The sequence below is a fragment of the Curtobacterium sp. BRD11 genome (genome assembly GCF_031844345.1).
GTDB lineage: Bacteria > Actinomycetota > Actinomycetes > Actinomycetales > Microbacteriaceae > Curtobacterium.
The window spans coordinates 270,276-292,605 of record NZ_JAUZUZ010000004.1; the positions used below are offsets into that span (position 1 = coordinate 270,276).

At 69.2% G+C, this 22,330-nt stretch carries 32 protein-coding genes and 3 tRNA genes; 30 read left to right on the forward strand and 5 right to left on the reverse strand.

Annotated elements, in window-relative coordinates:
* Positions 1–27 precede the first annotated feature (27 nt).
* Positions 28–405 (forward strand): PLDc N-terminal domain-containing protein, encoded by a 378-nt coding sequence (locus tag Q9R28_RS11380; protein ID WP_251154611.1) that lies wholly within the window; start codon positions 28–30, stop codon positions 403–405.
* Positions 353–2,140 carry a 2-succinyl-5-enolpyruvyl-6-hydroxy-3-cyclohexene-1-carboxylic-acid synthase gene (gene menD, locus Q9R28_RS11385; protein WP_311206116.1) on the forward strand — a complete coding sequence of 596 codons (1,788 nt, stop codon included), beginning with the start codon at positions 353–355 and terminating at the stop codon, positions 2,138–2,140. Before Q9R28_RS11380 ends, menD begins: the two co-directional genes overlap by 53 nt.
* Positions 2,141–2,184: 44 nt before the next feature.
* Here menD and Q9R28_RS11390 read toward each other — a convergent pair whose 3' ends face one another.
* Entirely contained in the window at positions 2,185–3,444 is a 1,260-nt protein-coding gene (locus tag Q9R28_RS11390; RefSeq protein ID WP_311206117.1) for an isochorismate synthase, read from the reverse strand.
* An 84-nt stretch (positions 3,445–3,528) separates the two neighbouring features.
* Here Q9R28_RS11390 and Q9R28_RS11395 point away from each other — a divergent pair, with 84 nt between their 5' ends.
* From Q9R28_RS11395 to Q9R28_RS11410, 4 genes are read left to right on the forward strand one after another with little or no spacing between them, the layout of a single operon-like run.
* On the forward strand, positions 3,529–4,320 hold the full coding sequence (locus tag Q9R28_RS11395) for a demethylmenaquinone methyltransferase (protein ID WP_066655267.1): 792 nt from the start codon (positions 3,529–3,531) through the stop codon (positions 4,318–4,320).
* Between the two features lie 32 nt (positions 4,321–4,352).
* Positions 4,353–5,429 (forward strand): polyprenyl synthetase family protein, encoded by a 1,077-nt coding sequence (locus tag Q9R28_RS11400; RefSeq protein WP_066655261.1) that lies wholly within the window; start codon positions 4,353–4,355, stop codon positions 5,427–5,429.
* Positions 5,430–5,486: 57 nt separating this feature from the next.
* Positions 5,487–6,857 carry an FAD-dependent oxidoreductase gene (locus tag Q9R28_RS11405; protein ID WP_066655254.1) on the forward strand — a complete coding sequence of 457 codons (1,371 nt, stop codon included), beginning with the start codon at positions 5,487–5,489 and terminating at the stop codon, positions 6,855–6,857.
* Between the two features lie 10 nt (positions 6,858–6,867).
* Positions 6,868–7,989, forward strand: a complete 1,122-nt coding sequence (locus Q9R28_RS11410; RefSeq protein WP_311206118.1) for a heparan-alpha-glucosaminide N-acetyltransferase domain-containing protein — start codon at positions 6,868–6,870, stop codon at positions 7,987–7,989.
* Between the two features lie 42 nt (positions 7,990–8,031).
* Here the strand turns inward: Q9R28_RS11410 and cls are convergent, their stop codons facing one another.
* Both cls and Q9R28_RS11420 read right to left on the reverse strand, forming a co-directional pair.
* Positions 8,032–9,492, reverse strand: coding sequence for a cardiolipin synthase (gene cls / locus Q9R28_RS11415; RefSeq protein ID WP_209685048.1), 1,461 nt, complete (start codon positions 9,490–9,492; stop codon positions 8,032–8,034).
* Between the two features lie 10 nt (positions 9,493–9,502).
* Entirely contained in the window at positions 9,503–9,991 is a 489-nt protein-coding gene (locus Q9R28_RS11420) for a YajQ family cyclic di-GMP-binding protein (RefSeq protein ID WP_066655250.1), read from the reverse strand.
* Between the two features lie 118 nt (positions 9,992–10,109).
* Between Q9R28_RS11420 and Q9R28_RS11425 the strand changes: the two genes are divergently transcribed.
* The 5 genes from Q9R28_RS11425 (at position 10,110) to Q9R28_RS11445 (ending at position 12,761) form a co-directional block, all read left to right on the forward strand.
* A tRNA-Tyr gene (locus Q9R28_RS11425) sits at positions 10,110–10,191 on the forward strand.
* A gap of 87 nt (positions 10,192–10,278) precedes the next feature.
* On the forward strand, positions 10,279–11,100 hold the full coding sequence (locus tag Q9R28_RS11430) for an inositol monophosphatase family protein (RefSeq protein WP_066655248.1): 822 nt from the start codon (positions 10,279–10,281) through the stop codon (positions 11,098–11,100).
* 179 nt (positions 11,101–11,279) lie between these two features.
* On the forward strand, positions 11,280–12,491 hold the full coding sequence (locus tag Q9R28_RS11435) for a peptidoglycan DD-metalloendopeptidase family protein (RefSeq protein ID WP_311206119.1): 1,212 nt from the start codon (positions 11,280–11,282) through the stop codon (positions 12,489–12,491).
* Positions 12,492–12,583: 92 nt separating this feature from the next.
* Positions 12,584–12,655 (forward strand) — tRNA-Thr (locus tag Q9R28_RS11440).
* Positions 12,656–12,687: 32 nt separating this feature from the next.
* Positions 12,688–12,761, forward strand: a tRNA-Met gene (locus Q9R28_RS11445).
* A 59-nt stretch (positions 12,762–12,820) separates the two neighbouring features.
* Here the strand turns inward: Q9R28_RS11445 and Q9R28_RS11450 are convergent.
* Both Q9R28_RS11450 and Q9R28_RS11455 read right to left on the reverse strand, forming a co-directional pair.
* Positions 12,821–13,960, reverse strand: a complete 1,140-nt coding sequence (locus Q9R28_RS11450; protein WP_311206120.1) for a tyrosine-type recombinase/integrase — start codon at positions 13,958–13,960, stop codon at positions 12,821–12,823.
* Positions 13,961–14,104: 144 nt separating this feature from the next.
* Positions 14,105–14,344, reverse strand: coding sequence for a hypothetical protein (locus tag Q9R28_RS11455; protein ID WP_311206121.1), 240 nt, complete (start codon positions 14,342–14,344; stop codon positions 14,105–14,107).
* 95 nt (positions 14,345–14,439) lie between these two features.
* On the opposite strand from Q9R28_RS11455, the gene Q9R28_RS11460 reads away from it, so the two are divergent.
* The 19 genes from Q9R28_RS11460 (at position 14,440) to Q9R28_RS11550 (ending at position 22,287) form a co-directional block, all read left to right on the forward strand.
* Entirely contained in the window at positions 14,440–14,673 is a 234-nt protein-coding gene (locus Q9R28_RS11460) for a helix-turn-helix transcriptional regulator (RefSeq protein WP_311206122.1), read from the forward strand.
* A gap of 1 nt (position 14,674) precedes the next feature.
* Positions 14,675–14,866, forward strand: a complete 192-nt coding sequence (locus Q9R28_RS11465) for a helix-turn-helix domain-containing protein (RefSeq protein ID WP_311206123.1) — start codon at positions 14,675–14,677, stop codon at positions 14,864–14,866.
* A gap of 819 nt (positions 14,867–15,685) precedes the next feature.
* The gene (locus tag Q9R28_RS11470; protein WP_311206124.1) at positions 15,686–15,808 is read left to right on the forward strand and encodes a hypothetical protein; all 123 of its coding nucleotides are present in this window, start codon (positions 15,686–15,688) and stop codon (positions 15,806–15,808) included.
* 31 nt (positions 15,809–15,839) lie between these two features.
* On the forward strand, positions 15,840–16,115 hold the full coding sequence (locus Q9R28_RS11475) for a hypothetical protein (RefSeq protein ID WP_251160310.1): 276 nt from the start codon (positions 15,840–15,842) through the stop codon (positions 16,113–16,115).
* Entirely contained in the window at positions 16,115–16,276 is a 162-nt protein-coding gene (locus Q9R28_RS11480) for a hypothetical protein (RefSeq protein ID WP_311206125.1), read from the forward strand. Before Q9R28_RS11475 ends, Q9R28_RS11480 begins: the two co-directional genes overlap by 1 nt.
* The gene (locus Q9R28_RS11485; protein WP_311206126.1) at positions 16,273–16,449 is read left to right on the forward strand and encodes a hypothetical protein; all 177 of its coding nucleotides are present in this window, start codon (positions 16,273–16,275) and stop codon (positions 16,447–16,449) included. Before Q9R28_RS11480 ends, Q9R28_RS11485 begins: the two co-directional genes overlap by 4 nt.
* The gene (locus Q9R28_RS11490) at positions 16,446–16,769 is read left to right on the forward strand and encodes a hypothetical protein (RefSeq protein ID WP_311206127.1); all 324 of its coding nucleotides are present in this window, start codon (positions 16,446–16,448) and stop codon (positions 16,767–16,769) included. Before Q9R28_RS11485 ends, Q9R28_RS11490 begins: the two co-directional genes overlap by 4 nt.
* The gene (locus tag Q9R28_RS11495; RefSeq protein WP_311206128.1) at positions 16,769–16,900 is read left to right on the forward strand and encodes a hypothetical protein; all 132 of its coding nucleotides are present in this window, start codon (positions 16,769–16,771) and stop codon (positions 16,898–16,900) included. Before Q9R28_RS11490 ends, Q9R28_RS11495 begins: the two co-directional genes overlap by 1 nt.
* 65 nt (positions 16,901–16,965) lie before the next feature.
* Positions 16,966–17,373, forward strand: coding sequence for a hypothetical protein (locus Q9R28_RS11500; protein ID WP_311206129.1), 408 nt, complete (start codon positions 16,966–16,968; stop codon positions 17,371–17,373).
* Complete coding sequence (locus tag Q9R28_RS11505) at positions 17,370–18,221, forward strand: PD-(D/E)XK nuclease-like domain-containing protein (protein WP_311206130.1); 852 nt, start codon at positions 17,370–17,372, stop codon at positions 18,219–18,221. The genes Q9R28_RS11500 and Q9R28_RS11505 overlap by 4 nt, the downstream gene beginning before the upstream one ends.
* Positions 18,218–18,769, forward strand: coding sequence for a hypothetical protein (locus tag Q9R28_RS11510; RefSeq protein WP_311206131.1), 552 nt, complete (start codon positions 18,218–18,220; stop codon positions 18,767–18,769). The genes Q9R28_RS11505 and Q9R28_RS11510 overlap by 4 nt, the downstream gene beginning before the upstream one ends.
* Positions 18,766–19,155: a RusA family crossover junction endodeoxyribonuclease gene (locus tag Q9R28_RS11515; protein ID WP_311206132.1), complete on the forward strand. Its 390-nt coding sequence runs from the start codon at positions 18,766–18,768 to the stop codon at positions 19,153–19,155. Before Q9R28_RS11510 ends, Q9R28_RS11515 begins: the two co-directional genes overlap by 4 nt.
* Positions 19,156–19,205: 50 nt before the next feature.
* Positions 19,206–19,598 (forward strand): hypothetical protein, encoded by a 393-nt coding sequence (locus tag Q9R28_RS11520; RefSeq protein ID WP_311206133.1) that lies wholly within the window; start codon positions 19,206–19,208, stop codon positions 19,596–19,598.
* Positions 19,595–19,780, forward strand: a complete 186-nt coding sequence (locus Q9R28_RS11525; RefSeq protein ID WP_311206134.1) for a hypothetical protein — start codon at positions 19,595–19,597, stop codon at positions 19,778–19,780. The genes Q9R28_RS11520 and Q9R28_RS11525 overlap by 4 nt, the downstream gene beginning before the upstream one ends.
* Positions 19,781–19,793: 13 nt before the next feature.
* On the forward strand, positions 19,794–20,762 hold the full coding sequence (locus Q9R28_RS11530; protein WP_311206135.1) for a hypothetical protein: 969 nt from the start codon (positions 19,794–19,796) through the stop codon (positions 20,760–20,762).
* Positions 20,753–21,094 (forward strand): hypothetical protein, encoded by a 342-nt coding sequence (locus Q9R28_RS11535; RefSeq protein WP_311206136.1) that lies wholly within the window; start codon positions 20,753–20,755, stop codon positions 21,092–21,094. The genes Q9R28_RS11530 and Q9R28_RS11535 overlap by 10 nt, the downstream gene beginning before the upstream one ends.
* A complete protein-coding gene (locus Q9R28_RS11540; RefSeq protein ID WP_311206137.1) occupies positions 21,084–21,392 on the forward strand; it encodes a hypothetical protein in 309 nt (102 codons plus the stop codon). The genes Q9R28_RS11535 and Q9R28_RS11540 overlap by 11 nt, the downstream gene beginning before the upstream one ends.
* Positions 21,392–21,841: a hypothetical protein gene (locus Q9R28_RS11545; protein ID WP_311206138.1), complete on the forward strand. Its 450-nt coding sequence runs from the start codon at positions 21,392–21,394 to the stop codon at positions 21,839–21,841. The genes Q9R28_RS11540 and Q9R28_RS11545 overlap by 1 nt, the downstream gene beginning before the upstream one ends.
* Positions 21,841–22,287, forward strand: coding sequence for a hypothetical protein (locus Q9R28_RS11550; RefSeq protein WP_311206139.1), 447 nt, complete (start codon positions 21,841–21,843; stop codon positions 22,285–22,287). Before Q9R28_RS11545 ends, Q9R28_RS11550 begins: the two co-directional genes overlap by 1 nt.
* The last annotated feature ends 43 nt before the right edge of the window (positions 22,288–22,330 follow it).

The following is a 22,330-nucleotide window of genomic DNA, read 5'->3' on the forward strand; positions in this document are numbered from 1 at the left end:
CCCAGGCGCGCTGCCTAGAGTCGTCGCATGGTCCGTCTGTGGTTGATCATCGCCGTCGCCGCCGTGGCCTTCACGGTCTACGCGGTCATCGACTGCGCGACCATGCCGCGGCAGCGCATCCGCTCCCTGCGGCGCGGGTGGTGGATCCTCCTCGTGCTCGTCCTCCCGGTGCTCGGTGGCCTGCTGTGGTTCGTGCTCGGCCGGGCGCCCGCCACCCCGGGGCCGACGCCCAGGTACCGTGGACCCGAAGACGACCCCGACTTCCTCGGCGGCCCGCGCGGCCCCGGGACACTCCGCACCGGAACGGACCAGGACGACGAAACCCTCCGAGACCTCGAGGACCAGTTCCGCGATGAACGACGCGACCGCGACGAACGAGACGACGACCGCCCCGCCGATCGCTGACGGGTCCGCGGGGTCCGGCAGCGCTGCCACCGACTTCGCCCTGGCACTGCTGCGGGAACTCGCCCGTGCCGGGGTGACCGACGTCGTCGTCAGCCCGGGCTCCCGGTCGCAGGCGCTCGCCCTCGCGGCGGTCGCGCTCGAGCGCGCGGGCGGCACGACGGTGCACGTCCGGCTCGACGAGCGGACCGCCGGGTTCTTCGCCCTCGGGCTCGCCGTCGAGTCCGGCCGTCCGGCCGCGGTCGTCACGACCTCGGGCACCGCCGTCGCCAACCTGCACCCTGCCGTGCTCGAGGCGCACCACTCCGGCGTGCCGATGGTCGTCCTCTCCGCCGACCGGCCGGACGAGCTGCGGGGCATCGGCAGCAACCAGACCACGGTCCAGCCGGGCATGTTCGGCCCTGCCGTGTCCTTCGTGCGCGACGTGCAGGCGCCCACCGCTGACGGCGCTGTCGACGCGGACGCCGTCCGGACGCTCGCCCGGGAGGCCGTCGCCGTCGCCGCCGGGCACACCGGGCAGCCCGGTCCCGTCCAGCTGAACGTCGCGTTCCGCGAACCGCTCTCCGCCGGGCTGCGTGCCGAGGACGTCGCCGCCGTGCCGCACGACGAGGTCGACACCGACCACGCCCGTCGTCGGGTGCACGCCGGACTGCCGGTCGTCGAACTCGCGCCGGACGACGAACCCGCGACGGTCGTCATCGCCGGACACGACGCCGGCGAGGACGCCGAACGGATCGCCTGGGAGCTCGGTGCGCCGCTGCTGGCCGAGGTGTCGAGCGGCGCGCGGTTCGGGCGCAACCTGGTCGTCGCCTACCGCGAGCTGCTGCGCGACCCCGAGCTCGGCGGAGCGGTCCGTCGCGCGGTCGTCCTCGGACACCCGACGCTGAGTCGCGAGGTCCCGGCCCTGCTGCAGCGGGCCGACGTCGAGACGATCGTGGTCCGCGGACCCGGGGCCGACCCGTTCGACCCGGCCCGTGCCTCCCGGCCGGACGCCGCGACCACCTTCGTGTCCGACGTGCGCGTGACCGGCCGCACCACCCCGGGACACCGCGCGTGGGTCGGGCGGTGGGTGACGACCAGTCGCGCGCTCCTCGGGGACGGTGACGCCGGTCCGGACCTCGACGCGAAGCGGTCGGGGGACCGCGCCGAGCGCAACCGGTACCTGCGCGACGAGGTCGCCCTGCGTCGCAGGCCCGTCGACCGCACCATGCTGGTCGACGCCGTCTGGGGCGCCACCTGGCCGCACGACCGGCTCGTCCTCGGTGCCTCGCAGCTCATCCGTGTCGCCGACGCGCACGTCCCGGGCAAGAAGGTCCGGGTGCACGCCAACCGCGGTCTCGCCGGCATCGACGGCACGGTCTCGACCGCACTCGGCATCGCGGCCGCGCTCGAACGGACGCCCGACTCCGTCGGCACCACGCGGGTGCTCGTCGGCGACCTGACCTTCCTGCACGACCTCGGGGCGTTCGTCACCGGGACCGAGGAGCCGACGCACCGCGTCCAGGTCGTCGTCGGCAACGACGGTGGCGGTGCGATCTTCCGCGGGCTGGAGGTCGCCGCGACCACCCCGGAGCAGGACATGCGCCGCATGATGACGACGCCGCAGCACGTCGACGTCGAGCGTGTCGTGACCGGTCTCGGCTGGTCCTACCGACGGGCCGGGACGTGGGGCGACCTCGAGGGTGCACTCACCGATCCGGCCCAGCGCCTGGTGGTCGAGGTGCCGCTGACCGACTGACCACGGGGGCCAGGGACCGAAGGCCAGGGGTCAGGGGTCGGGGGTCAGGCGAGCGCGTCGCGGATCGGGCGGAACTTCAGGGCGGTCTCGGCGACCTCGCGCGCCGGGTCCGACCCCGCGACGATCCCCGCGCCGGCCCACGCGCGCACGGTCCCGTCGTCGTCGATCCGGGCGCTGCGGAGCGCGAGCATCCACTCGCCGTCGCCGTTCGCGCCGAGCCAGCCGACCGGCCCCGCGTAGCGACCGCGGTCGACGCCCTCGAGCTCGGCGACCAGTCGGACGGCGACGTCGGTGGGGGTGCCCGCCACGGCCGCGGTCGGGTGCAGGGCGTCGGCGACGTCGAGCGAGGTGGTGCCGACCGGCAGGGTCGCGCGGACGTCGGTGGCCAGGTGCCACAGGTTCGGCAGCTGGAGCCGGAACGGCTCGGGGTCCGCGCGGACGTCGGTGGCGACGGTCCGGAGCGCCTGCAGCAGGCTGGTGATCGCGAAGCCGTGCTCCTCGACGTCCTTCGCGCTCGACGCCAGGGCCTCGGCCGCGGCCCGGTCGGACACCGGGTCGTCGCCGCGCGCGGCGCTCCCGGCGAGCACCCGCGCCGACAGCTCCGTGCCGTCGGTCCGGGCGAGGGTCTCCGGGGTCGCTCCGACGAGTCCGTCGACGGCGAAGGTGACGCACTGCGGGTAGGCCGCCGCCAGGTCGAGCAGGACCGCCCGTCGGTCGGCACCGGCGGGCAGCGTGCCGACCAGGTCGCGCGCCACAACGACCTTCTCGGCCTCGCCTGCGGTGATCCGACGGACGGCGTCCGCGACGGACGCGGCGTAGGCGTCCTCGTCGACCCGGCCGGGGCCGAAGGCGACCGAGACGTGCCCGCCGACGGCCGGCACCGGCACCGAGGTCCGCGAGAACGCGAGGGGCTGCGGGTCCGGTGTCGTGTCGACGGCGGTGAGCCAGGCCTTGCCGCGGCGCTTGCCGATCACCACGCGCGGCACGACGAGCACGCTCTGCTCGGCGGAGTCGTCGGCGAACGCGAAGGACCCGAACGCGACCAGCCCGGTGCCGCGCAGCTGCACGGGGTCGTCCACCGTGGCGCCCTGCACCAGGTCACGCCACACCGCCGACGCCTGCCGCATGCGGTCGGCTCCGGAGAACGTGAACCGGAGCGCTTCGCCGATCCCGACGATGCCGTCACCGCTCCGGACGAACGCCAGCGGCGCGTCCCGCAGGGTGTGGCGCAGGACGTCCCCCGGGTCGTCGAGTATCCGGGTCGAGACCGTGAGCGAGGGGGCCGCCGTGGTGGTTCGGGTCACGGACCGATCGTACGCGCGCAGCGACCCGCCGGACCCCGGCCGGGCGTCCGGGCAGCCCGGGGCCGCGACCTCTAGGATGGTGCGGTGAGCAGAGCGGACCTGAGCAAGCGGCCGGACGAGGTGGCGGCCATGTTCGACGACGTCGCCGCGAAGTACGACCTCACGAACGACATCCTCTCGGCGGGCAACGCCCCGCTGTGGCGCGTCGCGACGGTCCGTGCGGTCGACCCCCAGCCGGGCGAGCGGGTGCTCGACATCGCGGCCGGGACGGGCACGAGCGCAGCGGCGTTCGCGAAGAAGGGCGCCGACGTCACGGCGCTCGACCTGTCGGCGGGCATGATCGCGGTCGGGCGCGAGCGGCACCCGGAGATCACGTTCGTCGAGGGTGACGCGGAGCACCTGCCGTTCGACGACGACTCGTTCGACGCGGTGACGATCTCCTTCGGCCTGCGCAACGTCAACGACCCGATGCAGGCGATCACCGAGATGCTCCGGGTGCTCAAGCCCGGGGGCCGACTGGTCATCTGCGAGTTCTCCACGCCGCCCGTGGCGCTCCTGCGCTTCGGCTACGGCGCGTACCTCAAGCGCGTGCTCCCGGGCATCGCGCGGCTGTCGAGCAGCAACCCGGCGGCCTACCGCTACCTGGCCGAGTCGATCGAGGCGTGGCCCGACCAGCAGGTCCTCAGCCAGTGGCTGCGCGGCGTCGGCTTCACGATGGTCGCCCACCGCAACCTGACCGCGGGCATCGTGGCGCTGCACCGCGGCCGCAAGCCCGTCGCGGGCACGGTCCGCGAGTCCGTCGCCCGCCGGGCGAAGGCCCGTCGCGAGCACCAGCACACCGGCGAGCAGCCGAGCGTCGAACCCGGCGACGCCTGACCGGTCACCCGACCCCGAACACGGAGCAGCACTTGAACCCGAGCGTCCCGGTCGCACGCCGCGCACCGAGCCTCCGCGCCTCGCTGGGCATCGGCGAGCGGTTGTTCGCGACCCCGTCCGAGCGCCGCTTCATCAGCGCGGTCGACGACGGGCTCGAGCTCGTCGAGCAGGGCCTCGAGGAGGCCATGCGCTCGACTGACACCCTGGCGGACACCACGAGCCGCTACCTGCTCTCGGCGGGCGGCAAGCGCATCCGGCCGACGCTGACGCTGCTCATCGCGCAGCTGGGCAACGGGGTGACCGACGCGGTGGTCAAGGCCGCGGTGAGCATCGAGACCACCCACCTGGCGTCGCTGTACCACGACGACGTCATGGACGAGGCCCCGGTCCGCCGGGGGGTCCCGGCGGCGCACGTGACCTACGGCAACAACGTCGCGATCCTGACCGGCGACCTGCTCTTCGCACGTGCCAGCCTGATCACCGCCGACCTCGGGACCGAGGGCATCCGGATGCAGGCGGAGACCTTCCAGCGCCTCTGCATGGGGCAGCTGCACGAGACGACGGGCCCGCAGCCCGGGGACGACCCGGTCGAGCACTACATCCAGGTGCTCAGCGACAAGACGGGCTCGCTGATCGCCACGGCGGCCCGCGCCGGCGTGATGTTCTCCGGAGCCGACCGCGCCTACCTGCACGCCGTCGGGACCTTCGGCGAGAAGGTCGGCGTCGCCTTCCAGCTCGTCGACGACGTCATCGACCTCGCCCCGGCGAAGGACCGCACCGGCAAGATCGCCGGCAACGACCTGCGCGCCGGCGTGGACACCCTGCCGCTGCTGCAGCTGCGTCGCCTGGCCGCCGCCGACGACGGCGCGGCCGACCTGCTCGCCCGGATCGAGCACGACGTGAAGGACGCCCCCGACGACGCCGTGGACTCCGCGCCGTACCGGTCGGCCGTCGCCGCGCTGCGCGAGCACGAAGCCACCACCGCCACCCGCGCCGTCGCCGTCCGTTGGGCGGAGGAGGCGGTCGAGGCCCTGGAACCGCTGCCCGACGGCACCGTGAAGCGCGCGCTGACCCGCTTCGCCGAGTCCGTCGTCGAACGCAGCCGCTGACACGAGGGCCCGCCGAGGCCCACCGGGAGCACCCGCCCGAACGAACTGGAGACATCAGTGCCCACCCTGCGAATCGCCATCGTCGGCGCCGGTCCCGCCGGCATCTACGCCGCGGACATCCTGCTGCGCGAGGCGCACGGCACCGACGTGTCGATCGACCTCTTCGAGCAGCTCCCCGCGCCCTACGGCCTGGTCCGCTACGGCGTCGCACCGGACCACCCGCGCATCAAGGGCATCGTCAACGCCCTGCGGGACGTCCTCGACCGCGGAGTCGTCCGACTCTTCGGCAACGTGCGCTTCGGGGAGGACATCACCCTCGACGACCTCAAGCAGCACTACAACGCCGTGCTGTTCTCGACCGGCGCGATCAAGGACGCCGAGCTCGACGTCCCCGGGGTCGACCTCGACGGCTCCCACGGTGCCGCGGACTTCGTCAGCTGGTTCGACGGGCACCCGGACGTGCCGCGCACGTGGCCGCTCACGGCGTCGAGTGTCGCGGTGATCGGCAACGGCAACGTCGCGCTCGACGTGTCCCGCATCCTCGCGAAGCACGCCGACGACCTGCTGCCCACCGAGATCCCGGCGAACGTGTACGAGGGGCTGCAGGCGAGCCCGGTCACCGACGTGCACGTGTTCGGACGACGCGGTCCGGCGCAGGTGAAGTTCACGCCGCTGGAGCTCCGCGAGCTCGGTGAGCTCCGCGACGTCGACATGGTCGTGTACGACGAGGACTTCGACCACGACGAGGCATCGCTCACCGCGATCCAGACCAACAAGCAGGTCATGGTGATGAACCGTGTCCTGGAGCAGTGGCGCACGCGTGAGGTCGGGCAGGCCAGTCGCCGGCTCCACCTGCACTTCTGGGCGAAGCCCGTCGAGATCGTCGGCGAGGACGGCCACGTCACGGCACTGCGGTACGAGCGCACCCGGCCGAACGGCGAGGGCGGCGTCGAGGGCACCGGCGAGGTCCGCGAGCTCCCCGTGCAGGCCGTGTACCGAGCGGTGGGCTACTTCGGCTCCCCGCTGCCCGGTGTGCCCTTCGACGAGAAGACCGGCGTCATCCCGAACCGCGAGGGCCAGGTGCTCGACGAGGACGGCTCGCCGCTCCCGGGCGTCTACGCGACCGGGTGGATCAAGCGAGGCCCGGTCGGCCTGATCGGGCACACCAAGTCCGACGCGATGGAGACCGTCCAGCACATCGTCAACGACCAGGCCTCGTGGTGGACGCCGGCCGACCCGTCGCCCGAGGCGGTCCCGGCACTGCTCCGCGAGCGCGGCGTGGACTACACCGACCTCGACGGCTGGCACGCCCTCGACGAGCACGAGCAGGCCCTGGGCGCCGCGGAGGGTCGCGAGCGCATCAAGGTCGTCCCGCGCGACGAGATGGTCGACGTCTCGCTCCGACGCACGCCCTCGCCCACGAGCTGACCGCAGCACGATGACCGCGTCACGCCCCGCACCGCCCGCCGCGATGCGGGGCGTGCTCGTCGCGCCCGGTCGTCTGCAGGGCGTCGACGTGGCGCGGGCGCTCGCGCTCCTCGGCATGATGGCGGCCCACGTCGGCGGCATCGCCGAGGCCGTGGACTGGGGTGACCCCGGCACGTGGTCCGCCGTGGCGCACGGACGGCCCTCCACCCTGTTCGCGGTGCTCGCGGGCGTCTCGATCGGTCTGACGAGCGGACGGACGGATCCGCCAGGACCACCGGCCATCGGGCGGATCCGGGCACGGCTGGCGATCCGGGCCGTGGCGGTGGTCGCGGTCGGGCTCCTGCTCATGGCGCTCGGCACACCCGTCTACGTCATCCTGCCCACGTACGGCGCGCTCTTCCTGCTGGTGCTGCCGGCGCTCCGGTGGCGACCGGGCTGGTTGCTCGTCGCCGCGGCGGTGTGCGCGCTGCTGTCGCCCGTGGTCGCGCTCGCGTCGGCACCGTCCTACGCCGGCGCCGGCATGTGGGAGGTGCAACTCGGGCTGGTCTACCCGGTGGTCACCTTCCTGGCGTACGTCCTGGTCGGTCTCGCGGTCGCCAGGGTCGGACCGGAGGCGCGGCGTGCGCAGGTCGCGCTCCTCGCGTCCGGGCTGCTGGTCGCCGTCGCGGCCTACGTGGTCGGCAACGTCCTGGCGCCGGTCCCGGTCGACGCCGGGGTCGAGGCGTTCCCCGGGGTCCCGTGGGCGCCGGACGGCAGCGGGGGAGCCGTGGCGCTCGCGCAGCTGCTGCTGTCCCCGCGCGACCACTCGTCGTCGGTCGTCGACGTCGTCGGGACCGCCGGGGTCGCGGTGGCGGTGCTCGCCCTGTGCACCCTGGTGTTCGACGGCCGCGGCCGGACGGTCTCGCGGATCGCGTTCCCGCTCGCCGCGGTGGGGTCGATGCCGCTGACGGTCTACGCCGGGCACCTCGTCGTGATCGCGCTGCTGCCGGAGTACCCGGAGTCGGGCACGGTGTGGGCGGGGTTCGCGATCGGCTCGGTGCTGTTCGCGATGCTGTGGCGCACGTTCCTCGGGAGTGGACCGCTCGAGCGCGTGGTCGCTCGCCTCACCCGTCTGGTGCCGGCAGCGCCCTGACCGGGGAGGCGGGCGGTCGCCGATCCTCCCGGCCGTGGGTCCCTACTGCAGGGCGGCGGTGAGCCGCGCGACGTTGTCGAGGACCTGGGACCGGCGCGGGCGCTCGAGCCACGCGTCCAGGGTGAGCTCGAACGACGCGTCCTTGTACGCGGCCTGCACATCGCGGAGCGCATCGACGAACCGGCTGCCGCGCACCATCACCGAGACCTCGAGGTTGAGGCTGAACGACCGCATGTCCATGTTGCTCGACCCGATGACGGAGACGTCGTCGTCGATGGTGAAGTGCTTCGCGTGCAGGATCGTCGGCGCCCGGTAGAGCCAGATCCGGACACCGGCGCGCAGGAGCTCCTCGTAGTAGGAGCGCTGTGCGTGCCACGTCATCGCGTGGTCACCCATCTCGCCGACGAAGAGCTCGACCTCGACCCCGCGCTGGGCGGTCGTGGTGATCGCGTAGAGCATCGAGTCGTCGGGGACGAAGTAGGGCGAGGTGATGGACACCTTCTCCTGCGCGGAGTACAGCAGCGCGTTGAACAGGCGCAGGTTGTTCTCACCGTCGAAGCCGGGCCCGGACGGTACGACCTGGCAGTCGAGCGCGTCGCCGCGGTCGGCGCGCTGGACGGGGTCGCTCTCGCGGAGCAGGAGCTCGTCGGTCTCGCTGTACCAGTCCGTCACGAACAGGGCGTTGAGTCCCGCGACGACGGGACCCTCGAACCGGGCGAACAGGTCCTTGTAGACCATGCCCTTCTCGATGTGCGACTGCAGGTCGTACGACGGGTCGATGAGGTTCTGCGAGCCCGTGAAGGCCACCGAGCCGTCGATGACCATGATCTTCCGGTGGTTGCGCAGGTCGGGCCGCTGGAACTTCCCCTGCAGCGGCTGCAGCGGCAGCATGAGGTGCCACTCGATGTTCGCCCGGTCGAGGAACGCGAGCGTGTCCTTGTAGCCCGGGTACCCGCGGCTCGCCCAGTGGTCGAGCAGGAACCGCACGGTGACACCGCGTGCCTGGGCACGGGCCAGCGCCTCGAAGTACGGCCGGGTGGTGTCGTCGATCGTCGCGATGTAGAACTCGACGTGCACGAAGCGCCGAGACTGGTCGATCGCCCGCGTCATCTCCTGCACCGACTCGTACGAGTCGGGGTAGAGCTCGGCGGAGTTGCCGCCGACCAGGGGCATGGCGCCCAGCTCGCGGTTCAGCTTCGTCACGGACTCGAGCCACAGCGGCCACGGGTGGTCGCGGCGCACACGCTCGATGCCCTCGGTCTGCTCGAGGATGTACGCGTTGATCTCGGTCTGCTTCTCGCGCCGTGCCTTCGGCAGCTTCGTCGACCCGATGACCATGAAGACGATGAACCCGATGTAGGGGATCAGGAAGATCGCGAGCAACCAGGCCGTCGCGGTCTGCGGCTTCCGGTTGTAGGGGACGTAGATGATCGAGAAGACGCGGATCGCCAGGTCCAGCAGGACCAGGAGGACGGTGACCGCGACGCCGAGCCAGTGCTCCACGGGCGCGGCGCTAGCGGAAGTTGATGAACTGCAGCGGCACGTCGAACTCTTCACCCTTGAGGAGCTGGATCGTGTTCTGCAGGTCGTCGCGGCTCTTGGAGGAGACGCGGAGCTCGTCGCCCTGGATCTGGCTCTTCACGCTCTTCGGGGCGTTCGCGCGGAGGAACGCGCCGATCTTCTTGGCGACGTCCTGCTCGATGCCGTTCTTGAACTTCACCTCGATGCGGTACTCCTTGCCCGAGGGGTACGGGTCTCCGGCGTCCAGGCTCTTCAACGAGATGTTCCGCTTGATCGCCTTGGTCTGCAGCACGTCGAGGACGGCCTTGGCGCGCTCCTCGGAGTTCGCCTTGATGAGGACGTCCTCGCCGCTGAACGCGATCGAGGCGTCGGCGCCCTTGAAGTCGTACCGCTGCTCGATCTCCTTGGCGGCCTGGTTGAGGGCGTTCTCCGCCTCCATCTTGTCGACCTTGCTGACCACGTCGAAGGAACTGTCTGCCATGCGGGACAGCCTAACGGCGCGACGGGATCCCGGTTCGGTGGTCACGAGCACCCTCCGACGTCCGGTATGCTCTTCAGCGCGCCTTCGGTTGGTGACCACACCGGTCGGGTGCGCACACGGCAAGTTACCCAAGCGGCCAAAGGGATCTGACTGTAAATCAGCCGGCGTAGCCTTCGGGGGTTCGAATCCCTCACTTGCCACAGCGAACAGCCCCGTCCGATCCGGACGGGGCTGTTGCCGTTCCCGGCCTGGCGTCCTTCCGGGGCGTGATCCGGCAGGCTGGTGCCATGCCCGACAGCCTCGCTCCCGCCCAGTTCGCCGACCTCGCCGAGTCGATCGCCCGTGAGGCAGCAGCGCTCGCGGCCCGCCGACGAGCGGAGGGGGTCGAGGTCGCCGACCGGAAGTCGAGCATCGTCGACGTCGTCACGGCTGCCGACCGGGAGGTCGAGGACCTCGTCCGCACGCGGATCGCCGAGGCGCGTCCCGACGACGCCTTCCACGGCGAGGAGTCCGGCTCCGGTGCCGGGTCCACGGGGATCACCTGGGTGGTCGACCCGATCGACGGCACGGTCAACTACCTCTACGGCAGTGAGCAGTACGGGGTGAGCATCGGCGTCGTGCGGGGGAGCGCGGACCCGACGCAGTGGGAGGCGCTCGCGGGGATCGTCGTGGCGCCGGCGACCGGCACCGTGTTCCGGGCGGTGTCCGGCGAGGGCGCGACACGCGACGGCGTCCCGCTCCGCGTGTCGACCCCGTCGTCCCTCGCGGAGACGCTCGTCGCGACGGGCTTCGGCTACACCGCCGACCGTCGGCGTGAGCAGGTCGCGGTGCTGGCCGGCCTGATCGGCGAGGTGCGGGACGTCCGTCGCGCGGGAGCGGCGTCGCTCGACTGCTGCGCGGTCGGGGCCGGCACCGTCGATGCGTACTACGAGCGCGGCATCAACCCGTGGGACATGGCGGCGGGGTCGCTCGTCGCCGCCGAGGCCGGAGCGAGCGTCCGGATATGGGAGGCCGGCGGCACGCGCTCCTTCCTGTTCGCGGCCCCCGCCGTCGCCGACCAGCTGGAGTCCCTGGTCCGTCGGCTCGAGTCCGAGGTGCTCGCCGACTGACGGCCCGGAGGCGCACTCGCCGGGCGCCGGCAGGGTCCGGTGGGGCACCGCTCGCGGACGGTGCACGGTCGTGCAGACGACTGGCGGTGCGCGACGGCCCCTGCTAGCGTGCTCCAGTCCCGTTATCTGCTCGTTACACACGAGCGCCCCGTGCCCCGATCAGGATCAGCCTCGAACACATGCCCCACGCCTCCACGACTGCGCAGACGCCCACCCGCACCGAGACCGAGCCGGTCGTGCACCTGACGCGACGCGCACGCATCGAGGCCGAGCGTCGAGCGGCTGCGACCAGCACCCCGCGCTCCGCAGCGGCTCCGCAGTCCCCGGTCGACGTGCCGTCGTTCGACGAGCTCGTCGCCCCGACGACGCCCGCAGCCCCGGTCTCACCGATCGACCTCGCGCCGGCCTCAGCGGTCCGGCCGGCACCGTCCGCCGGAGCGGTCACGCCGCCCGCGCCGGTCTCGCCCGACGTCGCGCCGGCGGCGGACGCCTCGCGCGCCCCGACCCCGGTCGTCGATGCGGTCCGTCCGTCGGGAGCGCGACGTCCCGCGACCGCCCCGACGTCCGGCGGCAGGGCTCCGGAGGCCGGCCGCGGCCGTGCACGGCGCACCGCCGCGGCCGTCCGCGTCGACCGTGCGACCCGACACATCAGCAGCGCCTCGGCGTCGTCGGTGTCCACGGGCAGCACGCGCGGTGACGCCTTCCGCCGGAACGCCTCGCGGGTCACCGCCGTCGGCGCACTGCTGTTCGCCGCCGGGCTGGTCGTGTCGACGTCGCTGCCGGCGCAGGCGCTCTGGGTGCCGCCGGCGGACACCACCGCGGCTCGCGCCACCGCCACCGGCGGAGCACAGTCCCTCAGTGTGGGCAACGGTGCCGTGGAGGCCGAGACCACCCGCGACCAGTACTCGGTGACGTCCGCCACGCAGTACAAGAACGTCGACGCGTCGTCCTTCTCGAACGACCCGAACGGCTCGATCCAGTGGCCGTTCCTCACCGGGGTGCCGATCACGTCGGGCTTCGGCGGTCGTCAGGTCGAGGGCTGCTCGTTCTGCTCGACGAACCACATGGGCGTCGACTTCGCCCCGGGCGAGGGGACCCCGATCCGCTCCGTCGCCGCGGGCACGGTCATCAAGGTGCAGGCGCACGACGGCGGCTTCGGCAACGACGTGTGGGTGCAGCACGACGTCGACGGCAAGCAGTTCGTCAGCGTGTACGGCCACATGAAGGACGGCACGTTCAAGGTCGTCACCGGGCAGGAGGTCGCCGTCGGCGACGAACTCGGCGAGGTCGGGTCGACCGGCAACTCGACCGGTCCGCACCTGCACCTGGAGATCCACGTCGGTGGCGTCCCGGTGGACCCGCTGACCTGGCTCCGCGCCAACGCGAACTAGCGGAGGAGCGGCGGCACGCCCGGGCGACACGTCCGGTTCCCGACCACCGTCGCACGTCTGCTACGCTCGTCTGGTGCCGCCGAGCGGCACTCGCCCCGATAGCTCAGTGGTAGAGCACTTCCATGGTAAGGAAGGGGTCGTCAGTTCAATCCTGACTCGGGGCTCCGACCCGGAGCTGTTGTCGCTCCGGATCTCCGGCGGGGTAGCTCAGTTGGTTAGAGCACACGACTCATAATCGTGGGGTCACGGGTTCAAGTCCCGTCCTCGCTACTAAAGCCCAGATCAGAACGCAAAAGGCCCCCGCGAAAGCGGGGGCCTTTCTTGTGTCGTCAGGAACCGTCTGCCCACAAACTGCCCACATCTGGTCCGGCAGCTGCGTCGAGCGCCTCTGCCACAGAGTTGAGATCGTCGTCGAATAGGTCCGCGTACGTGTCGAGCGTCATGGCAGCGGAGGCGTGACCAAGCATCTTCTGCACCGCCTTCACGTTCGCGCCAGAGCTGATGGCCAACGACGCCGCCGTGTGCCTGAGCCCGTGAATGGTCATGGTCGACGGAAGGTGCGCGGTGGCTAGTGCCCGGTCCCACCATGACGACTCGCGCATGGTTGGCGTCAGCATGTAGGAGCCGTCTGGGCCGACGAACACCAAATCGGTGCCGCTCTTGCCAGAGCACGCGGCCTCGAACACGGTGCCGAGGAACGCCGGGAACGGCACCGAACGCTTCTGGTGCGTCTTCGGCGTACCGACCACCACTCGCCCTGACACGTACACAGCGTTCTGCACGATGCTCAGGCGTCTCTTCACGAGGTCCACGTCCTTGACTCGCAGCGCCGAGAGCTCGCCCCAGCGGAGACCTGTGTACGACAAGACCGCGACGACCCGACCATTCACCCCACCCGCGGCCTTCACCAGGGAGGCAACCTCCTGGTGACTCAAGTACGTGTGCTCCTTGCTGACCTTGCGCGGCAGGGTTACCCCTCGAGCTCGGTTGGTGCCGATCTTCTTGTCCTTCACGGCAACGTCGAGGATCCCCGCGAGGATGTCGTGGCAGCGTCGCACCAGTGCTGGCGACTTGGGCTTGATCGACTTCGGCTTGGCGCGAGGGTTCCCCGCGCCGAGCTCGATGATCCAGTCCTGTACATCGGAGTGATCGATGCTGGCGACGTTGATGCGCCCCCATCGGGGCTCGACGTGCAGACGCCAAGCTGACTCGTAGACAGCGAGCGAGGACGGCTTGAGGTGCGCTCGCGAGGCTAGCCACCGTTCCCCTAGCGCTGCGACCGTTTCGCGGCCGGCTGCGGGGTCGATGTAGTCACCGGCCGCCTTCTTCACTCGGACGTTCGCTGCGTACAGCTCAGCCTCGCGCTTGGTGGCGAAACCGCGCTTGTCGGTCTGTGATCCATCGGGCTTGCGGTAACGGACGCGGTAGCGCTTGCCCTTGGCTGTCTCGTAGGGCGTCACCGTTGCCATGTTGTGATCCCGTCTGTCAGTGCCATCAAGTAGCGTTCGAACACACGTTCGAATGAGGGGTTGTCGGAATGCTCACTGCTGAGTCCACGCTGATCGAGGCCATCGTGGAGTCGCGCGCCTCTGGGGTAGCGCTCGAGGTGCTGATCAACCGAGTCGCCTGCGAGCTCGAGCGATGATCTCGTCGGGGGTAATGCCAAGGACAGCTGCACTCTCGATGAAGATGCCGAGCGGCATCGACCGCTCCTTCTTGAGGTAGTTCCGCGTCGAGTCGTAGGGGCGGCCAAGCTTCTTGGCGAAGTCCTTCATCGACAGCCCGACAGCGCCGAGCTCGGCGTTGATCTGGTCGATGATGGCAGCCTGCAGCAGGTCGTCGTCGTTGGTCACGAGCACCACTGTATACCCCAAACGGCCAACGCGATAGCGCAAATTGACCAATTTCTAGCGTTGCGGTTGGCCAAACGACCATCTAGAGTGGCCTCATGACCAACGCAGACACCACCCGAGGCGTCGCGGAGCGGATCGAGAACATCCGGAAGATCGAAGGCCGAAGCGTCGCTTGGCTCTCCGAAGCTTCCGGAATCTCGTACAAGACCCTGCGGCGTCGGATCTACGGAGCTCCCGAGCAGTTCACCCTCTCGGAACTGTCGTCCATCGCTCGCTCGCTGAACACCGACGTCGAGCACCTCGTCGTCGCTCTCGAGCCGGCGGCGTGACATGTCCGACTGGATGACGCCCGAGCAGGTGCGCGACGAGTACGGATACGAGCTCGAGCACCTCAAGAAGCTCCGCTACGAGAAGAGGGGCTTCCCGTACTACAAGCCCACCGAGCGCAAGGTCCTCTACAAGCGCTCCGAGATCGACGCGTTCATCGAGAACGCGAAGGTCCCGACCGGGCTCAGTTCATGAGCCCCCGCCGCGCCGAGTACCAGGAGACTGTCTCCTACTCACAGGCACACCTCCGACTCAAGAAGGATCGCGGCCCAGCAGCACGGCACCTCTGCGTGAAGTGCGGCAACCACGCCCAGGAGTGGGCCTACATGGGTGGCTGCCCCAACGAATTGTTCGACCTGGGCAAGCACTACAGCACCGATCAGTCGCGGTACCAGCCCATGTGCGTCTCCTGCCATCGCCGGCACGATCGAGCGCTCGCAGACGGGCGCACCATCAGCACTTGCCCCCGCGGTCACCAATGGACCACCGAGAACACCGGTATCCGAGTCAAGCGCTCGAAGAACACCGGGCTGCGGTTCTGCAAGGCATGCAACCGCGAGCACGCCCGCCGATGGCGGGAACGCAACATCACTAGCCGCATCTGACACGCGGCCGCACTCTTTCGGCCGAACCAGGCCGGTATTCGTCGCGCCCTCGGGCCGACAAGTCGCATCAGCTACCGCTAGCCACGGGAACGCACATCGCTCGCGGATCGGCGGAACTCAACAGCGTCAGCCCCACCGAAGAAGGAGAGGGGCATCAGCGGAGACGCACACGGCACCCCATGGCCCGGACAACCCGTCGTCCCGCACTCACAGAACCACCGTCGCAGCGACGGGGCACCACACGAGCGCATCGCGCCGGGTGTCGAACTGCTGCGGCAGCTCGTCCTCAGGAGTCGGCGCGCAAGCGACCGTCGGGGGCACGTCGGGATCGGCACTCGACGGCGAGCACCAGCGCGCCCGGACCCCTAACCGGGCGCGCTCCCTCATCTACCCAGCGAAGGGAACACCAATGACCGATGTCTTCGCCGCCTTCCATGAGGCAGAGCGCGAATTCCTCGAACACCTCCGCACCTGCAACGGGTGCTCCAAGCCCGAACAGGAGACAGCCGATGCCTACCGCTCGCACCACTGACCCGTCCACGTCGCATGCCGCGGCGAGATCCGTGGCGAACGTCACCGTCGTGCAGTCCCGCATTTTCGACATCATCCGCGACGCAAGCCTGTTCGGCGGCGGGATCACGGATGAGGGGATCATTGCGACGTACTCCCGTCAGGCGCGGGTGAACGCGTGGACGATGCCGTCGCCGTCGTCGATCCGCACCCGCCGTAAGGAGCTCGAGGACCGCGGCGAGATCAGGCCGTACGTCGATGAGGACGGCAACGTCGTCCACGGTCACACGGAGCGTGGCCGCCTGGCGCAGATGTGGACGGTTGCCTGATGGCTGAGATCAGCGGCGACATGTTCGGCCGCGCTTGGCCTGGTGAGCCGTACGCGATCGAGTTCGAACCGACCGCCGAGCAGACCGCAGCCATCGAACGGCTCGCTGCACGACACGACTCGACCGACCTGCTGCCGATGCTGCTGGGGGTGACCGCATGAAGACCGCACTCGCACTCATCGCCCTCGGCATCATCGCTGGCCTGTTCGCGTCTGCCGCGGACCGGTACTCGCTGACGTGGACGTTCCTCGCGTGGCTGGTGTTCGTGTCCGCGGTCGGGTCGCTCCTCCGAGTTCACGCCGTCGTCAACGCAGAAGGAGAGGAAGACCGATGAGCTACGACATCGACCTTATCGTCGATCACGGCGACGGATACCAAACGAACGTGTTCGAAGCGAACATCACCTACAACTTGCGGCCCATGCTCGTTGAGGCGGGGCTAAAGGACTCGTTGCACTCGCTTAACGGGCTGACTGCCGAGTCGGCCGCCCCGCTCATCGGAGACGTGTGGCGGGAGCTCTACCGCCGACCGGACCACTACCGGCAGTGGGACAGCCCGAACGGCTGGGGGCTGCACAAGAACCTCGTCCCTTGGATGAAGCGGCTCTACATCGCTTGCCGCACTCATCCCCGCGCCATCATCCAAATCTCGTGATGACCGGCGCGCACGGCGTCCTCTGCGCTTGCACGGCCTGCTGGACCCTCGACGGCATCCACGACGACGACTCGTTCGGCAAGGCCATCGCCCGCGCCGCCGAGATCGACGACACCGACACCCGCGACTGACCGTCGCCATCATCCCGCGCGCCCCACCCGGAGAGCGCGCCATCAACCATGCCCAGGAGGCAGACATGAGCAACAGTTGGAAGGACGCCGCTGAGTCGTCCGACGCGGCCGTGCAGAACATGAGAGCCGGCAACCACGCCCTCGCGCAGACGCACGCGGTCGTCGCGATCATGCACCTGCTCAGCGCGATGAACAAGCCGGCGGAGTTCACGCTCAACGTCAAGCCAGACCTCTTCAGCCTCAACGACGCCGGCGCACGCATCAACGCGAGCCTCTGGAACGTGCAGCCGCCCACCCTCCCCACCGAGCCGGGCATCTACCAGGACCGGCACGGCCTCCCCTGGTGGAGGACCGCCGTCGAATCCGACGCACCGTGGATGAGCATCACCCACGGGCACTGCGACGACCGCTGGTTCACCGACCAGCACGCCGCGCAGCACGCACCCTTCACCCGGATGGAGGCAGTCGCGTGACAGCCGCCATCTACACCGACATGTCCGAGGACGTCTACCATGCGCGTCCCGAGCTGAGTTCGACGGGTGCACGTCGTCTGCTCGAGTCACCCGCTCGTTTCGACTACTGGCGTCGCAATCGTCAGCCCGGAAAGCAAGCGTTCGACGTCGGTCACGCCGTGCACGCGATGGTCCTCGGAGTCGGCAACGGAGTCATTGCCTACCCGGAAGAGCACATCACCGCGTCCGGGGCAGTCAGCACGAAGGCGGCGACGGTCGCTTGGGCGGAAGGACAGCGCGCTAAGGGACTCGTCCCTATCGCACCCGCACAGGCCCGCAGGGTAGGGGGCATGGCCGACGCGGTGCTCGCCCATCCTGCTGCACGTGCGATCGTTGAGCAGCAGGGCAACCCTGAGGTATCCGTTATCGCGCTCGACGACGCGACGGGCGTTGAAACGCGCGCCCGGTTCGACTGGATCGACGTCGAAGCCGGCGAAGCGACAGACCTCAAGACGACCTCCACCGATGCATCCCCCGACGGGTTCACACGCACCGTCGCACAACACGGCTACGACGTGCAGGAAGCGTTCTACCGGCGCGCCATCCAACGCGACATCCGGTTCCGGTTCCTCGTCGTCGAAACCGAACCACCCCACCTCGTCGGCGTCCACACGCTCGACATCGAGTGGGAACGGATGGGGCAAGCGCGCGTGCAGCGGGCACTCGAGCTCTATGCCGCCTGCACCGCCACCGGCATCTGGCCCGGATACCCGACCGAGCCGCAACTCATCAGCCCGCCCAACTGGCTCGTCTACCAACACGAGGACGAGTACGGGCCGGTCGAGACCACCACCGTGAGGCACCTATGAACATCTCCAAGCTGCGGCAGTCCAACAGCCAGCAGATCAACGCCGATGACATCCTCGGGGCACCCGTCACCGTCACCATCACCGGAGCCGTCGAAGGCACCGCGGAACAGCCCGTCCTCGTGAGCGTCGCCGAAGTGCAGGGGAAGACGTACCGGCCGTCGCTGACGATGCGGAAGGTGCTCGGGGCCGTGTGGGGTGACGAGACTGACGTGTGGATCGGCAGACGCCTCACCCTGTACCGCAACCCGGACATCAGGTTCGGCGGACAGGTCGTGGGTGGCCTCGAGATCTCGCACATGAGCGGCATCGACCGCCCCGTCGAAGTGTCCGTCCTCGAGAAGCGCGGCAAGCGGAAGACGTTCACCGTTCAGCCCCTCCCCGACGCCGCACCCGGACGGGACTGGCTGAGCGAACTGCAGCTCGCTGGCAGCAACGCGACCGCGATCGGTCAGCTCGGGCAGGCAGCGCAAGACGCCGGCGCACCTGCCAACGTCATCGCCGCCATCCGCACCGCCTTCAACGCCGCGCAGGCAGGTGATCCCGAGTGATCAAAAAGATCGCCACCTTCACGGTCGATGGCAACCCACGACCGAAGGAACGGCCACGGTTCGGACGGGGCCGCGGGTACACCACAGAAGCCACCAAAGCTGCAGAGGCCTTGGTGGCTTCGTCGTTCCGCAGCAACCTCGGCATCCGGCACACCATCGAAACGCCGACCACCGCACCACTCCGCATCCGGCTGCGATTCTTCCGCGACAACCGACGCCGCGTCGACCTCGACAACCTGTCGAAGATCCCCCTCGACGCCCTCAACAAGCTCGCATGGGCCGACGACTCACAGATCGTCTCCCTCATCGCAAGCAAGCACCTCGACCTCGACCAGCCACGCACCGAGGTTGAGATCTGGACCGTAGGAGATCAAGGATGCGAGTGAGGCCCGAATGCACCGTCGACGGCTGTTCCCGAGAGCAGCATGCCCGGTCGATGTGCGCAACCCATGACCGCCGTGTCAGGAAGACCGGCGACCCACACGATCGCGGTTACCTCGGCGGGCGTCCTTTGATCGGAGAGCACCCCACCTGGGCAGCAATCCACAAGCGCCTCTACCGATCCCGTGGACCGGCGAAGAAGTACACCTGCGTGGATTGCGGACGCCGGGCGCAGGAGTGGTCCTACGACGGCAAGGACGACAACCAGCTGATTGGCAGGGCGCATGGCTTCGACCTCGCGTACTCGCTGAACCTCGACCACTACGAGCCGCGCTGCATCTCGTGCCACCGCATCTTCGACAACCGTCTGAGGAAGGTCATGCCCGTCATCATCTACAGACCCAAGCAGCCCGCCTCCATGCAGCTGCTCATCGAGGTGATCCCGTGAGCTCCGTCGAGCCCGGCGACTGGTTCCAGTCCAAGGGCAACCCGGCCGCCTTCCTCGAGGTGCTCGCCGTGTGGACGGAGAGCGGCGAGGAGCAGGTAAAGGTCCGCGTCGGCAAACAGGAACGCACCTGCTCGAAGCGGTACCTGCTCAACACGTGGGCGAGGCTCGAGGACGAGGCATGAGGAAGGAGGAACCATGGCACGCGATCACGCGTCCATCCGAATTGACATCTGGAACGACGACGACTTCAGAGCGCTGAACGTCCACGCGCAGTTCCTGTACCTGCAGCTGCTCTCATCGGCCACCCTCTCGTACGCGGGGGTGGCCGACTGGCGTCCGGTGCGACTTGCGGCCCTGTCATCGGATGCCACGAAAGCGACCGTGCAGACGGCCGCTGACGAACTCGCCGAACAGTCGTTCATCGTCGTGGACGACGAGACGGAGGAAGTGCTGGTCCGGTCGTTCCTGAAGCACGACGGCCTGCTGCACAAGCCGAACGTGACGAAGGCGATGGTGACCGCGTTCTCGAAGATCGCGTCACCTACCCTCCGCGGTGTCATCGTGTGGGAGCTGTCGAAGCTGCACGACAGGCACCCTGAGTGGAAGGGCTTCAGCGCGGAAGGGGTCACGGGACTGCTCCATCGGGGTTCGGTTGACCCCTCATCGCTGGTTCCGAATCCGGTCGGGAAGGGTTTGGCGAAGGGTTCCACAAAGGGTTCCGAATCTGACCCCTCACTCCTAACTACTAACTCCCTACTCCTTGCTACCAACTCCTCACACCCTGCTACGTCGACGAACGATGTTCGCGACGACGTGATGAGCCTCTGCCGACTGCTGTCCGACCTCATGGTCAGCAACGGCGACAAGGAGCCCCGCATCACCCAGTCGTGGCTAGACGCGGCACGGCTGATGCTCGACAAAGACGGCCGCAGCCACGAGGCGTCCGAGCGGCTGCTTCGGTGGGCGCTCGATGACTCGTTCTGGAAAGCGAACATCCAGTCCATGCCGAAGTTCCGCGACAAGTTCGACCAGCTCCGACACGACGCGAACCGGAAGCTCGAGCAGAAGCAGCCGCGACCGTCCGCCGCTCAACGTGCCGCGTCTCTCGTCGGCACGTTCGGCACCTCTGACCGGCTGGCACTTGAGGAGGAACCGTGGACCTAGACGACACAGCGAAACTGCTGACCATCATTGCCGCGTACGACAACCGGAACGTGCAACGCGAAACCGTCGTCGTCTGGCAGCAAGCACTCGCACACCTCACGCTCGACGTCGCACAGCAGGCCGTGGTGCTCCACTTCAAGGAGTCCTTGGCCTACCTGCTTCCCGGACATGTCAACGCATCTGCACGACGGGTCTTAGACGACCGGGCCCGGCAGCAGCGGATCAGCGCCCCGGCGCTTGAACGGCCGGCGATCACCCTCGACCGTGCAGCACACGAAGCGGAAGTCGCGCAGTGGGTGCAGCACTACCGGGAGCATCCCGATGAGCGATGACGCGTGGGCGAACTTCATCGCTTCCATCGACCCGGTAACGCTCGAGCAGGAACGAATGCGCGTCCACGGCAACCTCGAACACGAACGCCCCGGCAGCAGGCAAGACCACGAGATGCGTCATGCGCACGATTGGCTGAAGCGGGAGCGCCAACGCGGCGCGGTGGACGAGGACATGGCCGGGGAGACCCACCGGATCCAGACCGCGGACGCAGACCGTGCGATCCGCCGTCACGAATCACAACACGACAGAGAGCTCGAAGCGTCCATCGCGGCGTACCGAGCAAGAAAGGCAGCCTGATGGCTCAGATCAAGTTCACCGCGTTCGTCGAGGATTGGACGCAGAACAACCCGCAGCACCCCGACTGGGCGATGAAGACCGCGGAACCGCACCGGAAGCGCGACGGCGACCAGTGGGTGACAACCGCGCGCACGTTCCGCACCGTAAAGGGCGGGTACGCGGACGACGCCCCAGTCCGCATCGACTTCACCCAGTTCCGAAAGGGCGACCGAGTCGTCGTCATCGGCACCGAAGTCACCGAAGTGCGCGACGCGAACGGGAAGAAGTACTACGACCTCGTCGTCAAGGCCACTTCGGTCACCATCGCCCCACAGAACGGTCAGGGCGGTCAGCAGCGCCCGTCCGACCCGTACGCCGGGCAGACGGACTACACGCAGCAGAACGCGCCGCAGACAGGCACACAGGACGCGTGGGCTGCCGGTGAGTACGCGGACCAGGAGCCCTTCTGATGGCCGCCGAGGGTCGCACCGTGCAGGTGTCCGTGTCGCTGCCGACGCGCGAGCAGCTCGACCAGATGTGGAACCGGGCGCGCAACGACATGACCATCCCACGCACCTACGACGGGGGGATGCTCCCGGTCGATGCGTTTCACGCTGGCGTCGCGGCGATGTCCGCCCTCCTCTCGCAGCCGACCCCGACCGCCGAACCGATTGATGCCGTTTCTGCATCTTGTGTCGACGGTGCCACTCCGGAACAACAGCGAGAAACCGCCGAGCCGCCCCGCATCGAGGACATGGCACCGGGGACGACGTTCACGGCTGCCGCGTCTTCGGACGTGTGGCGCTGGGCGGTCCGACAAGACGGGCAGGTCGTATCGGGCCTCGGCATCGGGCCGAAGTCATCCATCGACCCGTCCACGATCCGCGACGTGACCCCGCCGAGGTCCGCGTCGTGACCACCCGTGAGGAGTGGCGCACGAAGCTCCTCGACCGGGGCGT